This window comes from Chryseobacterium culicis, from assembly GCF_900108365.1.
GTDB lineage: Bacteria > Bacteroidota > Bacteroidia > Flavobacteriales > Weeksellaceae > Chryseobacterium > Chryseobacterium culicis.
The window spans coordinates 15,510-29,777 of sequence record NZ_FNWQ01000009.1; the positions used below are offsets into that span (position 1 = coordinate 15,510).

The following is a 14,268-nucleotide window of genomic DNA, read 5'->3' on the forward strand; positions in this document are numbered from 1 at the left end:
AGCGGAAGTTTCCAGGTCTTGAACTTTTGTTTCTTTTGTTTTAAGACAAAAGAAAAATAAAAAACAAAAAATGAATTTATTCAACGTATATCCATTATTCAACATCAATCCGGTAAAAGCTCAGGGATCATTTCTTTGGGATGATAAAGGAGAACAATATCTTGATTTTTACGGTGGTCATGCTGTGATTTCTATCGGACACAACCATCCGCATTATCAGGATAAACTGAAAGATCAGCTGGAAAAAATATCTTTCTATTCCAACTCTGTTCAAAATGAATTGCAGACTGAACTGGCAGAGAAATTAGGAAAACTTTCAGGATACGAAGATTATAACCTTTTCTTATGCAATTCAGGAGCGGAAGCGAATGAAAATGCACTAAAGCTGGCTTCATTTCATAACGGAAAAAGCAAAGTGCTTTATTTTTCAGGTTCATTCCACGGAAGAACTTCTGCAGCGGTTTCTGTGACTGATAATCCAAAGATTGTGGCTCCAGTTAACTTTTCTGAAAGATTTATCAAATCAGAATGGAATGATGTACAGCAGCTTGAAGAAACCTTTGAGAAGTTTGGAAATGAAATCTCTTCTGTAATCATCGAAGGAATTCAGGGAGTAGGCGGGATTATGATTCCAACACCGGAATTTTTATCTAAAATCAAAGAATTGTGCGAAAAATATGATGCTGTCCTTATTTTGGATGAAGTGCAGTCCGGATATGGAAGAAGCGGATATTTCTTTGCCCATCAGGAATTTGGTGTAGAAGCAGATATCATCACTACAGCAAAAGGAATGGGGAATGGATTTCCCGTTGGCGGAGTTCTGATCCATCCTAAGTTTCAGGCAAGCAACGGTTTGCTGGGAACTACATTTGGAGGAAATCATCTTGCCTGTGCAGCTTCAATTGCTGTGCTGGATGTCATGAAAGATGAAAATCTTATCGAAAATGCTCAGAAAATGGGTGAGTATATTGAAAATGAAATTAAAGATTTACCACATATTACATCCATCCGAAGGAAAGGGTTGATGATCGGAATAGAGCTCGATAGAGACTGTTCGGAAGTAAGGAAAGAATTACTGTTCGGTCATCATATTTTCACAGGAAATTCAAATGATAAAACAGTATTAAGGATTCTTCCGGCACTGAATATCAAAAAAGAGGAAACGGATCTTTTCATCAACGCGTTGAAAGTGGTGTTGGGAAATATCTAAGTTATTTAAAAACAAAATCTTTAAAATCAATTCGAAATGAAATGGATATTCCATTTGTCCATTGAAAAAAAATAGAAAATACCAAATGAAAAAATTTACCTCTGTAAGTGACGTAGAAAACTTACAGGAAATCATAAAAAAAGCTTTACAGATAAAAGCAGACCCCCTTACCGAAACAGAAAAAGGAAAGGGAAAAACAATAGGACTTGTATTTTTAAATTCAAGTTTAAGAACCCGTTTGAGCAGTCAGATTGCAGCGCAGAATCTGGGGTTGAATGTATTGACATTAAATGCTGCCCAGGAAGCCTGGAACCTTGAATTTGCGGACGGAGCGGTGATGAACGGTGATACTGTAGAGCATATCAGAGATGCCATTGAGGTATTAAACCAATACTGCGATATCATTGCGGTACGTTGTTTTGCAGGAATGAAAAGTAAGGAAGATGATGTGAATGAAAGTATTTTAAGCCAGTTTGAAAAACATGCAAAAGTTCCTGTTATTTCATTGGAATCTGCCACACGTCACCCGCTGCAAAGCTTGGCAGACTGTATTACCATTACAGAAAACTGGAAAAAAGACCATAAACCAAAAGTAGTATTAACCTGGGCGCCGCACATCAAGCCTATTGCTCATGCAGTTGGAAATTCTTTTGCAGAATGGATGCAGGAAATGGATGTGGAGTTGGTAATTGCTAATCCCGAAGGGTACGATTTAGATAAAAACTTCACAAAAGATGTGACAGTACTTCATGATCAGGATGAAGCATTGAAAGATGCTGATTTTATCTATGTGAAAAACTGGTCTTCTTTTGATGATTATGCTGCAATGCCGGAAGTGAAAGGCGATTGGATGCTGACCAATGAAAAATTAGCCATTACCAATGATGCGAAAGTGATGCACTGCCTTCCGGTTCGCCGTAATGTAGAGCTAAGTGATGAAGTAATGGATGGAGATCATTCTATTATTTACCAGCAGGCCAAAAACCGTATTTTTTCAGCACAGGCTGTATTCAGTGAAATTTTAGATGAATTAAAAGCCTGATAGGTATCCAGGTCAGGGGTCAAAACTTTGGCTGGGATGGAAACAGTATGCATCTCAAAATAATGACAATGAAAGAAAAGTTATACATCGTAAAAATTGGCGGGGCTTTAATTGATGATGAGGAATTATTGAGCCGGTTTTTAGAGCAATTCTCTGAAATCCGGGAAAAGAAGATCCTTGTTCATGGGGGTGGAAAGCTGGCCACAACGCTTGCTGATAAACTGGGCATAGAACAGAAAATGATCAACGGGAGGAGGATAACGGATAAAGAGACATTGGATATTGTAACGATGGTGTATGCGGGAGGAATCAACAAAAATATTGTTGAAAAGCTGCAGCAGAAAAAATGTAACGCCATAGGATTTTCCGGAGCAGACGGAAATCTGATTAAAGCTAAGAAAAGAGAACATCCCGAAATAGACTTCGGATTTGTAGGGGATATCAGCAAGAAAAGTGTGAACAGGAAACTGGTTTCAAAACTCATGAAGCTGAATCTTGTTCCGGTATTTTCCGCAATCACTCACGATAGAAAAGGAAATCTTTTCAATACCAACGCAGATACCATTGCTTCGGTAATGGCGCAGGCTCTTTCAGAAAAATATGAAGTGGAATTGCTGTACTGCTTTGATAAAGAGGGCGTTTTGGAAGATGTCAACGATCCTGAATCAGTGATCAAAAGTGTTACCGAAGAAGACTTTACCACATTAAAAGAAGAAGGAAAACTTCACAAAGGAATTTTACCCAAACTGGAAAATGCTCTTGGAGCTATAAAAAATAATGTAAATAAGGTGTTTCTGATTAAAGAAACAGAACTGAAAAACCATATAGAAAATCATCATGCAGGAACTGAAATCTGTTTATAATAAAGAAGAGCTACTGAATAATGCGGTCGGATTACTTAAAAATTTGATTGAGATTCCTTCATTCAGCAAAGATGAGTTTAATACTTCGGTAGAAATTGAGAATTTTTTCAAAAAACACCAGATTCCTACCAAACGTTTTAAAAACAATATCTGGGCGGTAAACAGGCATTTTGATGTTTTTAAGCCATCTGTTTTGCTGAATACCCATCATGATACCGTAAAACCTAACAAAGCGTATACGCTGGATCCGTTTGTTCCCATTGAAAAAGAGGGGAAGCTATTCGGGTTGGGAAGCAATGATGCCGGAGCTTCTTTGGTTTCCATGGCACAGGTTTTTTTACATTTTTATAATAAAGAAGATTTAAAATATAATTTAGTTATTGCTTTGACGGCAGAGGAGGAGATTTCAGGATTTGATGGGATTGAAGCCCTGTTTCCGCAGCTACCCAACGTAGAACTCGCCATTGTAGGAGAACCCACGCAGATGAATCTGGCGATTGCAGAAAAAGGACTTCTTGTGATAGATGGAGAAATGAAAGGTACTCCTTCTCATGCCGCTCATCCTAATGATGATAACTCGATTATAAAATGTATGCAGGATCTGCAGAATATTCTTGCCTTTAAATTTCTAAAGGTTTCAGAATATCTGGGAGAAGTTAAAGTTACTTTATCCGGAATTCATGCAGGGGTACAGCATAATGTTGTTCCGGAGTCTTGTAATTTCACATTGGATGTAAGAGTAACAGACGAATATTCCAATCAGGAAGCATTTGACATCATCCAGTCTCAGATGAAATCTACATTAACGGCAAGATCTTTCAGACTTAATTCCTCAAAGATCGAAATGGATCACCCGTTCGTAAAAGCAGGTATTGAAATGGGAAGGACAACCTATGGCTCACCTACCTCTTCAGATCAGGCGATTATTCCATGTACATCAGTAAAGCTGGGGCCTGGAGACAGTAGGCGCTCTCACACTGCAGATGAATTTATCTATATCCATGAAATAGAGGAGGGAATAGAAATCTACATCAGAATTTTAGAAAAAGTGTTGTAAAATGGAAGATGGGTGTAGGAAGAGGGAAGTTATTGCAGTATGGTATTAGCTTTCCGCCTCCAGCTCAATATATGTTTTGACTCCGTCCGGCAGGCATTGAAGTTAAGTTTTTAATAAGATTTATGCAAAAAAGAAAATTAGAAATGAAAGCTTTACATAAGGAAATGTTTTTTTATAGTTAATAGTAATAAGGATTGCCTTGCCGGGCATGTCAAAACCAACAAATATTTTAAATTAAATAGTATCATGAAAAAAATATGGCAGAAGGATGACCTTGCCACCAACATATTAGTCAATCAGTTTACAGTAGGAAAAGATCTTGACTTTGACGAGCGTTTAGCCAAATATGACGTGAAAGGTTCTATGGCGCATTGTAAAATGCTGGCAGAAACAGGAATCATCACACAAAAAGAATCAGAGCAGATTTTATCTGTTTTAAATAGTGTATTAATTAAAATTGAAGACGGCAGTTTCGAAATTGATAAAGATGCTGAGGATATCCATTCTCAGGTAGAAGCAATCTTAATTGAAGAATTAGGAGATACAGGAAAGAAAATCCATACCGCAAGATCAAGAAATGATCAGGTTTTACTGGATATAAAATTATACTTACTGGATGAGATCCGCGAGATAACGGCTCTTACAGACGAGTTTTTCCAGATTTTAATTCAACTGGCAGATCAGCATAAAAATGTTCTGCTTCCAGGCTATACCCATTTGCAGATTGCCATGCCGTCATCATTCGGATTATGGTTCGGAGCATATGCAGAAGCGCTTCTGGATGACGTGGAAATGTTATTCTCAGTAAAAAATATCATCAACAAAAATCCATTGGGATCTGCTGCAGGATACGGCTCTTCATTTCCGATCAATCGTGAAAGCACCACCTATAATCTGGGCTTTCAGTCGATGAATTATAACTCGGTGTACGCTCAGATGACCCGTGGAAAGTCAGAAAAAATGTTATCAATGGCAATGGCAACTTTAGCCGGAACACTGGGGAAGTTTGCTTATGATGTATGCCTGTATCTGAGCCAGAACTTTGACTTTATCAGTTTTCCCAAGGAATTTACTACAGGAAGCAGCATTATGCCTCATAAAAAGAACCCGGATATTTTTGAGCTGGTCCGTGCACGATGCAACAGAATTCAGTCACTTCCCAATGAGTTGATTCTTCTGACAAACAATCTGCCTTCCGGTTATCACAGAGATGTACAGCTGACGAAAGAAATTCTCTTCCCTGCGATAGATTCTTTAAAGGAATGTCTGGAAATTCTAAGCTATACTTTACCGAATATTCAGGTAAAAGACGGAATCCTGGAAGATGAGAAATACAAATACCTTTTCAGTGTAGAAAAGATTAATGAAGAAGTGAAAAGAGGAAGCTCATTCCGTGATGCTTACGTAAAAGTAGGAAAGGAGATTGAAAACAATGCGTTTGAATTCGAACAGGGAAATCTTGAACATACCCACCAGGGAAGTATCGGAAACCTTTGTCTGGAAAAAATAGAATACCAGTTCAATAAACTGAAAAATAAATTATTGGGTTAGAATCTAAGCCATTGAGGTCATTAAAACTTAGGCGGTATCAGTGGAACTCTAAAAAGATTTTTAGTCTGCTGTCTTTTCGTTGTGAACCTTAATCTTGAATAAATCTTAACTGCTTAAGTGATCTTAATGGCTGGATTGTAATTCCGCTCTTTGAATTTGATGATGATCTTTAAAATGACTATGATTGGAAATTGAGATTAAATCTGCTGTATAAAATTTTAACAAAGATAAAATCTTAGCGCCTTATAGCATAAAGTTTATAAATTTCTTTCGCGCCTTTACACTTTTCTAATAAAATAAAAGATCAGAAAAAAGTCTGTTGGAAAACGCAATGGCGCAAAATGATAATGATATATCTTATTTTTAAGACGCAAGAAAATCAGAGATTTTCAGCAAGTGAAATCGGGACAATAATGAGTTTAAAAATAGAAGGATTATTCCAGATCAATTTTAAACTTGGTAGATTTTTTTACCTCGTGAAGTACAATAGAACTGTGGTATTGCCCGATATTAGGAATGTTTGATATAACATTAACGGCGAATTCGTTATAAGAATTGATGTCTTTGGCAATAATCTTCAGCATATAGTCATACTCTCCGGAAAGACTGATGATTTCCTGTACTTCATCATAATTTCCAATATGTTTCTCAAACGTTTCCAACACCTTTTTGGATTGTTCCTTAAGACGGACATTACAGTAGACTACAATATTTAAACCCAGTTTTTCACGGTTTAAAAGCCCCACATACTTCTGGATGATTCCCTGTTTCTCCAGCTGTTTGATACGCTCATACGTAGGAGTAAAGGTAAGACCTATCTTTTCGGAAATTTCCTTAACCGATAACGTAGAGTCTTCCTGAATAATACTGAGAATCATTTTGTCTTTTAAATCCATAGAATAAAGTTGTGCGTTAACAAAAATATTAATTTTAAATGAGAATAAGGAAAGACTGAAGTTTTTAATTTATTTTAAACATAATTTTTGCAGGTTCGTAAAATTGTTATATCTTTGCACCTAATGAATAAAAAAGCATTTATATCATTAGATTTACCGGGCGAAAGCGCCCTTTACGATATTTATTGTTATTAAGCGAAGATTGTTGTCTTCGCTTTTTTTATGCCCAAAAATAAGAATTATGTTTACGATTACAGAACTAAGCACCGAGAGAATCAACAGTATACTGACAGAAGCATCAGCTTTTGCAAACGGTAAAACTGCTAAAATTGAAGGAGAAGTTTTTTGCTCAAACCTTTTCTTCGAAGACAGTACAAGAACGAAAACAAGTTTTGATCTTGCAGAAAGAAAACTGGGACTTCAGGTAGTTCCTTTTGATGCATCACACAGTTCGGTAAACAAAGGTGAGAGTCTTTATGATACAGTAAAGACCATAGAAAGTATAGGAGTAAATCTTATTGTGATCCGCGATAAAAAAGACAGATACTTCGAGGAACTGAAAAACATCAGCATTCCGGTGATCAACGGGGGAGACGGAACGGGAAACCATCCTTCTCAATGTATGCTGGATCTGCTGACCATCTACCAGGAATTCGGAAAGTTCGAAGGATTAAAAGTAGGAATTGTAGGAGACGTAAAGCACAGCCGCGTTGCCAACTCCAACGCGGAGGCCTTAAGAAGATTAGGCGCTAAAGTTTACTTCTCAGGACCCGAACAGTGGTTTGACGAAGGTGCCTTAATCAACGGAACTTACATGTCAGTAGATGAATTGATCGGCGAAGTGGATGTTCTGATGTTATTAAGAATCCAGCACGAAAGACACGATGCCGCAATGAGTTTCAGCGCTTCAGAATATCATAAAAGATACGGTCTGACCAAAGAAAGAGAACAGGCCATGAAAAAAGAAGCCATCATCATGCATCCGGCTCCCATCAACAGAGGAGTGGAAATAGATTCAGATCTTGTGGAATGCGAAAGATCAAGAGTCTTCAAACAAATGCAGAATGGTGTGTTCGCAAGAATGGCCATTTTGAAAGAAGCACTGGAAAGTAAGGGATATACCTTTAAATAAGAGCCAGGTTAAAATAGCCAGGGTAAAAGTAGAAAGTTAATGAGCCCCGTAGGGGCGACCCGTTAATAGCAATGGGTGAAGCCCATGTAAATAAAAAGGATTTAGATAATCCGAGCCCCGTAGGGGCGATCTGTTAATACATATTAATAAAGTAAAATAATAAGAGATAAAAGTTTAAAATGAAGAAAAAATTAATACTGGAGTCCGGTGAAGTGTTTCATGGAGAAGGTTTCGGAGCAGAATTGGAAACTGCAGGAGAAGTAGTTTTCAATACCGGAATGACAGGGTATCAGGAATTGATTTCTGACCCATCATACTGCGGTCAGATAGTTTGTATGACCTATCCGCTTATCGGAAATTATGGTATTAACCGTGATGATTATGAAAGTATTGAGCCGGCAATCAAAGGGCTTATCGTAAAAGAACTTTGCGACCTTCCTTCCAATTTCCGTACTCAGATTACTTTAGATGAATTATTTAAAAAGAAAAACCTTTCAGGAATTTCAGGAATCGACACCAGAAGGCTTACCAGAGTTCTTCGTAACCATGGAGTAGTAAAAGGAAAAATTGTAAGCGCTGATGCTGATGAGGCTGCTATAGCTTCCGAATTAAAATCAACCAGTTTCCCAACCAACCAGGTAGAGGAAGTTTCTACAAAAACACCGTATGCTAACCCGAACAGAGGTTTCAAAGTAGTATTGGTAGATTTTGGTGCAAAACTGGGAATTATCAGAGAACTATCTCAAAGAAACTGTGATATCATTGTGGTTTCTCAGGATACTACAGCAGAAGAAATCCTACTGATGAATCCGGACGGAATTATGTTATCGAACGGTCCCGGTGATCCGGAAGATGTACCCCATGCTTTAGATATGATCAGAGGATTGCTAGGAAAAGTTCCCATCTTCGGAATCTGCTTAGGACACCAGTTAATTGGTCTAGCCTGTGGCGCGAAAACTTTCAAACTGAAATTCGGACACAGAGGAGGAAACCACCCGGTATTGGATCTGGAGAAAAATACAGTAGCCATTACTTCTCAAAACCATGGTTATGCTGTAGATCAGGAAAGTTTAAAAGGAACAGACCTTATCGAAACACACATCGCCCTGAACGACAGAACAAACGAAGGACTAAAACACAAAATCCACCCTTGTTTCTCAGTTCAGTATCACCCTGAAGCAAGCCCAGGCCCTGAAGATGCAAACTACCTGTTTGATGAGTTCATTCAAATGATGGAGGAATTTAAAAAGTAAGGAAGATTTCAGATAGTAGACATCAGATAACAGACTCTTTCATGCACAATTTTGAAAAATTAGTTTTTTGGCAAAAATCAATTGAACTTGCAAAACAGGTTTACATCATTTGCTCAGAATTACCTAAAGATGAAAAGTTTGGTTTAATTTCTCAAATTAAAAGATCTGCAATCTCTATTCCTTCAAATATAGCAGAAGGGGCAGGAAGAAATAACGATAGAGAATTTTATCATTTTCTTGGTATTGCAAACGCTTCCTCTTTTGAGTTACAGACACAGTTGATTTTAACTAGAGAACTAAATTTACTTGATGGAGAAAAAGTCAATAGTTTAATATCAAATCTGAATGAAATTCAAAGAATGATTTATACATTCAAATCTAATTTAAAAAAGTAAAACATCATGTTAGATGTCTGAGATCTGATATCTAACATCTTGTATCTAAAAAAAGAAAAATGGCAAAACGTACAGATATAAAAACAATTTTAGTAATCGGTTCAGGACCTATCATCATCGGTCAGGCAGCTGAATTTGATTACGCAGGAACGCAGGCTTGTCTGTCTCTGAAAGAAGAAGGCTACAAAGTAATTTTGATCAACTCAAACCCTGCAACGATCATGACGGATGTGGAAATCGCGGACAAAGTATATATTGAACCGATTTCATTACAGTTTGTAAGCCACATCATCAGAAAAGAACGTCCGGATGCACTGTTACCAACACTGGGAGGCCAGACAGGTCTGAACATGGCGGTAGAACTGGAAAAATCAGGAATTCTTGAAGAATGCAAAGTGGAAGTATTGGGAACAAAGCTTTCTGCCATCAACAGAGCAGAAGACAGAGATCTCTTCCGTGAACTGATGAGAGAGCTGAATGAGCCGGTACCGGAATCTGATATTGTAAACACAGTAGAGGGAGCTCTTTCATTTGCAAACGAGATCGGTTATCCTGTAATTGTTCGTCCTGCCTTTACAATGGGCGGTACCGGAGGAGGAATCGCTTCCACAGAAGCTGAATTGAAGGAGATTGCAGAATTGGGACTGAAATACAGCCCGGTTACACAATGTCTGATCGAAAAATCAATTGCAGGTTTCAAAGAAATTGAATATGAGGTAATGCGTGATGCAAACGACAACGCCATTGTAGTTTGTAACATGGAAAATATAGACCCGGTAGGAGTTCACACAGGAGACTCTATCGTAGTGGCACCTTCGCAGACGCTTTCAGACAGAGAGTATCAGTTACTGAGAAATGCGTCCCTTAAAATCATCAGAGCGTTAGGAATTGAAGGGGGATGTAACGTACAGTTAGCTTTAGATCCGCACTCTTTCGACTACTATATCATCGAAGTAAATCCTAGGGTTTCCCGTTCATCAGCATTAGCTAGTAAGGCAACAGGATACCCCATTGCAAAGATTGCAGCAAAGATTGCAGTAGGATTAACGCTGGATGAAATTATGAATCCGGTAACAGGAAAAACATACGCATGTTTCGAGCCGGCTCTTGACTACGTGGTAACAAAATTCCCAAGATTCCCATTCGATAAATTCGAAACGGCAGACAGAAGACTTTCTACACAGATGAAAGCAACAGGTGAAGTAATGGCCATCGGAAGAAACCTTGAAGAATCCTTACAGAAAGCCATCCGTTCATTAGAAACAGGAATCAAACATTTAGGATTAAAAACAAAGCAGGCTCAGGCACTTACTGCTGAAGAAATCGAAAGAAGAATCAGAGTGTGTGATGATGAGAGATTATTCATCATCGGAGATGCTTTAAGAAGAGGTTACGACTGGGAACAGATTGTAGAATGGAGCAAAATAGACAAATTCTTTATCTGGAAACTGAAAAAGTTAGTGGACTTCGAAAAAGTAATTGCTGAAAACAAATTTGATAAAGAAACATTAATCGAAGCTAAGAGATTAGGTTTTGCGGATATCAACATCGCAGTGCTTTGGGATGTGAAAGAGCGTGAGGTATTCAACTTCAGAAAAGAAAACGGAATCATGCCGGTGTACAAAATGGTAGACACCTGTGCCGCTGAATTTGAAAGTGAAACCCCTTATTTCTACGGAACGTACGAAGAAGAGAATGAAAGCGTTGTTTCAGACAAAGAAAAAATCATTGTACTGGGTTCAGGACCAATCAGAATCGGACAGGGAGTGGAGTTTGATTACGCTACCGTTCACTCTGTATGGGCTATTAAAGAAATGGGTTATGAAGCGATTATCATCAACAACAATCCTGAAACAGTTTCTACAGATTTCTCTATCTCAGATAAATTATACTTCGAGCCTCTTACAGAAGAAGATGTAATGAACATCATCGAGCTTGAAAAACCAAAAGGAGTTGTGGTACAGTTCGGAGGACAAACCGCAATCAACCTGGCAGATAAATTAGCCGCTCACGGAGTACAGATCTTAGGAACTTCATTAGAAGACCTTGACAGAGCTGAAAACAGAGATAAATTCGAAAAAGCACTTCAGGAGCTTGGAATTCCTCAGCCTAAAGGAAGAACTTCAACTTCGAAAGAAGAAGCGATAAAAATTGCCAACGAAATCGGATATCCGGTATTGGTGCGTCCAAGCTACGTTCTTGGAGGTAGAGCCATGGAAATTGTATACGCAGAAGCAGAACTGGCTCACTACATGGAAAATGCAGTAGAAGCAAGTCCTGAACACCCTGTTTTGGTAGACAAATACATGGTAGGAAAGGAAATTGAGGTAGACGCTATCTGTGACGGTGAAACCGTAGTAATTCCCGGAATTATGGAGCACATCGAAAGAGCAGGAGTTCACTCCGGTGACTCTATCGCAGTATACCCGCCGCAAAATATCTCTCAAAGCGAGATTGATACCCTGGTAGACTATACTCAAAGACTCGCAAAAGGATTAAAAGTTGTAGGGTTAATGAACATCCAGTACGTTCTTTTCGAAGGAAATGTATATGTAATCGAAGTAAACCCTCGTTCTTCAAGAACAGTTCCTTTCTTATCCAAAATCACAGAAGTTCCAATGGCGAACCTTGCAACAAAGGCAATTCTGGGACAAAAACTAAAAGATTTAGGCTACAAAAACGGCTTGGTTCCAGACAAAGAAGGAGTATTTGTAAAAGTACCGGTATTCTCATTCTCTAAACTGACGAAAGTGGACATCTCTTTAGGCCCGGAAATGAAGTCTACAGGAGAAGTAATGGGGAAAGATACCACTCTTGAAAAAGCACTTTACAAAGGATTGGTAGCAGCGGGAAGAAAAGTTCCTATGCACGGTTCTATCCTTTTCACTGTAGCGGATAAGCATAAAGACGAGGCAGCAGCGCTGGCAGCAAGATTCCATGAAGTAGGATTCAGAATCTGGGCTACCGAAGGTACTGCGAAGTTCTTCGAAGAAAAAGGAATCCCTTGCAAAATAGGATACAAAATAGGAGAAGAAAGCGTAAACCTTATCGACCTGATTCAGAAAGGAAAAGTTCAGTACGTTGTAAATACCACTACAAAAGGTAAGCAGGCGGAAAGAGACGGATTCCAGATCAGAAGAATGAGCGTGGAAAACGGAGTGCCTTGTTTAACTTCAATGGATACCGTAGAAGCCATCTTAAAAGTAATCGAAAGCATGAGCTTCAAAATGGAGACGATGTAATTTCGGACAAAATATATTTTCCAACCCCGCAAGTTTATCTTGCGGGGTTTTTTGTTATTAAGAACAAATTATTCAATCCGAAAGCATGAATCGTTAGTGTCCCGTATGTTTTTTCTTACGGGATTTTTTATCAAAAAAACTAATAAATTAAAGTTATCTGACTATTTTTACAAAAATCATCAAAACCTCTGTCTCATGAGTATAAAATCACTTACGATAGGATTTCTATGTTGTATTTTCGGAGCAGTACTTTCAGGATGTTCCTGGATAACTGATTTCTATATTCAAAACCTGACTGACTCCAAAAAAATAATTAAGATCAATTACAGGTATTCCATCTCAAAAGCAATTGCTAATGAATCAGACAGCTTTGCATTTCATTATGAAAATGGAATATGGTCACCCCGGTCTTTTTATAAAATCAAAAATCCAAAGTCTCTTGAAAAAATAGAAGTGAAAGATTCTTCTGTTGTTCTTGAGCTTTATCCAAATTCAACAACCAAAATGTACACAAGCCATAATGGAAGCTGGAGATATAGGATTAAAAGTGTTGAGATTAATGGAACGATATTTTATCCTTCAGAATTAATAAATAAAAGCAGATACATCAGTAAGAGTTATGTTTATACAATTGAATAAATGAAAATGTTATAATGGATAAAAAAGCAATACAAATTTTACTCAGTACCATAAAGGCTTCCCAGGACGAAAGTTTAGAGGATTGGTTTTATTGGGAAACCTACATGCAGTATATCTCCGAAGATGATTTTGCGTATGCCAGGAAACACTCTGTAATGTACGATCAGGAAGAGATAAGTCATGATGAAATCTGCAGGAGAATTAAAAGTGCTGTGGCCGGTATTGAAAAGCAGAAAGTTGTAGATGCTTTCGTGTATAGTTTAAGTACAAGACAGCTAGAATATCGCTCGTTTTTATCCAGCTACTGTATCGCAGAAAGTCTGGAAGAGCATAGTTTTACACCAAGCCCGGAACCTAATGAAGACATCTGTGCAATATGCGGGCTTCATACTTCTGAATTTGAAGATCCTATCGAATTCAATACCATCAATTATTTCAAATACAAAGATGGATGTTGCTTTGATAGTTTAATCCAGATTTTATTTGATGTAGAACAGTTTTCAAAACTTCCGGTCGTTAAACCCACCGAAAATGACTACAGGATTCTCAATGAACTGAAAGAAATTATTGAAACATCAGAACCCAGCGACAGAATTTCTCAGCTTAAAAAGAGAATCTCAAAAACAGTACAATCAAATGATGAAGAAAGATTGGGATTGTTGGAAATCTTAGGAGTTATTGGAATTTTACATGATGATGCTCATTTTGGGTATGCCGATCAATATATTACCTATCCGAAAAGAGAACACAGACTCATTAGGAATGATGATGTTGGTTATCCCGCAAGATGGTGGCAGGGAAAATTTGGCATTGATGATCAGAAGTGGAAATACTGGTTTGGCAGCAATTAAGTGATTTTTTACCATAATATCATACATTTAAAAGCAAATTTTCAATACAAAAACAGGATTAAAATAAATTAGGAAGTGTTTTTATAGGATTAGCTTAAAAATACATGATGTTTACCGAATTATTTATAAATTAGAGC

12 protein-coding genes are annotated in these 14,268 nt (G+C 37.8%); 11 read left to right on the plus strand and 1 reads right to left on the minus strand.

Translation table 11 applies throughout. The annotated features are described in order from the left end of the window. Window positions 1-70 precede the first annotated feature (70 nt). From BLW74_RS21130 to argH, 5 genes are all read left to right on the plus strand, one after another. Entirely contained in the window at window positions 71-1,210 is a 1,140-nt protein-coding gene (locus BLW74_RS21130; RefSeq protein ID WP_089696570.1) for an aspartate aminotransferase family protein, read from the plus strand. An 85-nt stretch (window positions 1,211-1,295) separates the two neighbouring features. Next, a complete protein-coding gene (locus tag BLW74_RS21135; RefSeq protein ID WP_089696574.1) occupies window positions 1,296-2,252 on the plus strand; it encodes an N-acetylornithine carbamoyltransferase in 957 nt (318 codons plus the stop codon). 68 nt (window positions 2,253-2,320) lie between these two features. Next, the gene (gene argB / locus BLW74_RS21140; RefSeq protein ID WP_089696780.1) at window positions 2,321-3,115 is read left to right on the plus strand and encodes an acetylglutamate kinase; all 795 of its coding nucleotides are present in this window, start codon (window positions 2,321-2,323) and stop codon (window positions 3,113-3,115) included. Beyond that, entirely contained in the window at window positions 3,090-4,172 is a 1,083-nt protein-coding gene (locus BLW74_RS21145; protein WP_089696577.1) for a M20 family metallo-hydrolase, read from the plus strand. The genes argB and BLW74_RS21145 overlap by 26 nt, the downstream gene beginning before the upstream one ends. A 246-nt stretch (window positions 4,173-4,418) precedes the next feature. Next, on the plus strand, window positions 4,419-5,723 hold the full coding sequence (gene argH / locus BLW74_RS21150; RefSeq protein ID WP_089696580.1) for an argininosuccinate lyase: 1,305 nt from the start codon (window positions 4,419-4,421) through the stop codon (window positions 5,721-5,723). 434 nt (window positions 5,724-6,157) lie between these two features. Here the strand turns inward: argH and BLW74_RS21155 are convergent, their stop codons facing one another. Next, window positions 6,158-6,619, minus strand: a complete 462-nt coding sequence (locus BLW74_RS21155) for an Lrp/AsnC family transcriptional regulator (protein ID WP_089696583.1) — start codon at window positions 6,617-6,619, stop codon at window positions 6,158-6,160. Window positions 6,620-6,860: 241 nt separating this feature from the next. Between BLW74_RS21155 and BLW74_RS21160 the strand changes: the two genes are divergently transcribed. The 6 genes from BLW74_RS21160 to BLW74_RS21185 all read left to right on the plus strand — a co-directional run bounded on the left by BLW74_RS21160 (window position 6,861) and on the right by BLW74_RS21185 (window position 14,131). After that, on the plus strand, window positions 6,861-7,751 hold the full coding sequence (locus tag BLW74_RS21160) for an aspartate carbamoyltransferase catalytic subunit (RefSeq protein ID WP_089696586.1): 891 nt from the start codon (window positions 6,861-6,863) through the stop codon (window positions 7,749-7,751). Between the two features lie 179 nt (window positions 7,752-7,930). Then, window positions 7,931-9,004: a carbamoyl phosphate synthase small subunit gene (locus BLW74_RS21165; RefSeq protein ID WP_089696590.1), complete on the plus strand. Its 1,074-nt coding sequence runs from the start codon at window positions 7,931-7,933 to the stop codon at window positions 9,002-9,004. Window positions 9,005-9,045: 41 nt separating this feature from the next. After that, window positions 9,046-9,399, plus strand: coding sequence for a four helix bundle protein (locus tag BLW74_RS21170; protein WP_089696593.1), 354 nt, complete (start codon window positions 9,046-9,048; stop codon window positions 9,397-9,399). A 59-nt stretch (window positions 9,400-9,458) separates the two neighbouring features. Then, window positions 9,459-12,641 carry a carbamoyl-phosphate synthase large subunit gene (gene carB / locus BLW74_RS21175; RefSeq protein WP_089696595.1) on the plus strand — a complete coding sequence of 1,061 codons (3,183 nt, stop codon included), beginning with the start codon at window positions 9,459-9,461 and terminating at the stop codon, window positions 12,639-12,641. 195 nt (window positions 12,642-12,836) lie between these two features. Continuing rightward, window positions 12,837-13,280, plus strand: coding sequence for a hypothetical protein (locus BLW74_RS21180; protein ID WP_089696598.1), 444 nt, complete (start codon window positions 12,837-12,839; stop codon window positions 13,278-13,280). Window positions 13,281-13,294: 14 nt separating this feature from the next. Then, window positions 13,295-14,131 carry a hypothetical protein gene (locus tag BLW74_RS21185; protein ID WP_089696601.1) on the plus strand — a complete coding sequence of 279 codons (837 nt, stop codon included), beginning with the start codon at window positions 13,295-13,297 and terminating at the stop codon, window positions 14,129-14,131. Window positions 14,132-14,268: the final 137 nt, after the last annotated feature.

Bases quoted from the DNA above. Each gene is read 5' to 3' on its own strand.
- argH (WP_089696580.1), top strand. From the start codon at position 4,419: ATGAAAAAAATATGGCAGAAGGATGACCTTGCCACCAACATATTAGTC.
- BLW74_RS21185 (WP_089696601.1), top strand. From the start codon at position 13,295: ATGGATAAAAAAGCAATACAAATTTTACTCAGTACCATAAAGGCTTCC.
- BLW74_RS21165 (WP_089696590.1), top strand. From the start codon at position 7,931: ATGAAGAAAAAATTAATACTGGAGTCCGGTGAAGTGTTTCATGGAGAA.
- BLW74_RS21170 (WP_089696593.1), top strand. From the start codon at position 9,046: ATGCACAATTTTGAAAAATTAGTTTTTTGGCAAAAATCAATTGAACTT.
- BLW74_RS21130 (WP_089696570.1), top strand. From the start codon at position 71: ATGAATTTATTCAACGTATATCCATTATTCAACATCAATCCGGTAAAA.
- BLW74_RS21145 (WP_089696577.1), top strand. From the start codon at position 3,090: ATGCAGGAACTGAAATCTGTTTATAATAAAGAAGAGCTACTGAATAAT.
- BLW74_RS21135 (WP_089696574.1), top strand. From the start codon at position 1,296: ATGAAAAAATTTACCTCTGTAAGTGACGTAGAAAACTTACAGGAAATC.
- BLW74_RS21180 (WP_089696598.1), top strand. From the start codon at position 12,837: ATGAGTATAAAATCACTTACGATAGGATTTCTATGTTGTATTTTCGGA.
- BLW74_RS21155 (WP_089696583.1), bottom strand. From the start codon at position 6,619: ATGGATTTAAAAGACAAAATGATTCTCAGTATTATTCAGGAAGACTCT.
- argB (WP_089696780.1), top strand. From the start codon at position 2,321: ATGAAAGAAAAGTTATACATCGTAAAAATTGGCGGGGCTTTAATTGAT.
- BLW74_RS21160 (WP_089696586.1), top strand. From the start codon at position 6,861: ATGTTTACGATTACAGAACTAAGCACCGAGAGAATCAACAGTATACTG.
- carB (WP_089696595.1), top strand. From the start codon at position 9,459: ATGGCAAAACGTACAGATATAAAAACAATTTTAGTAATCGGTTCAGGA.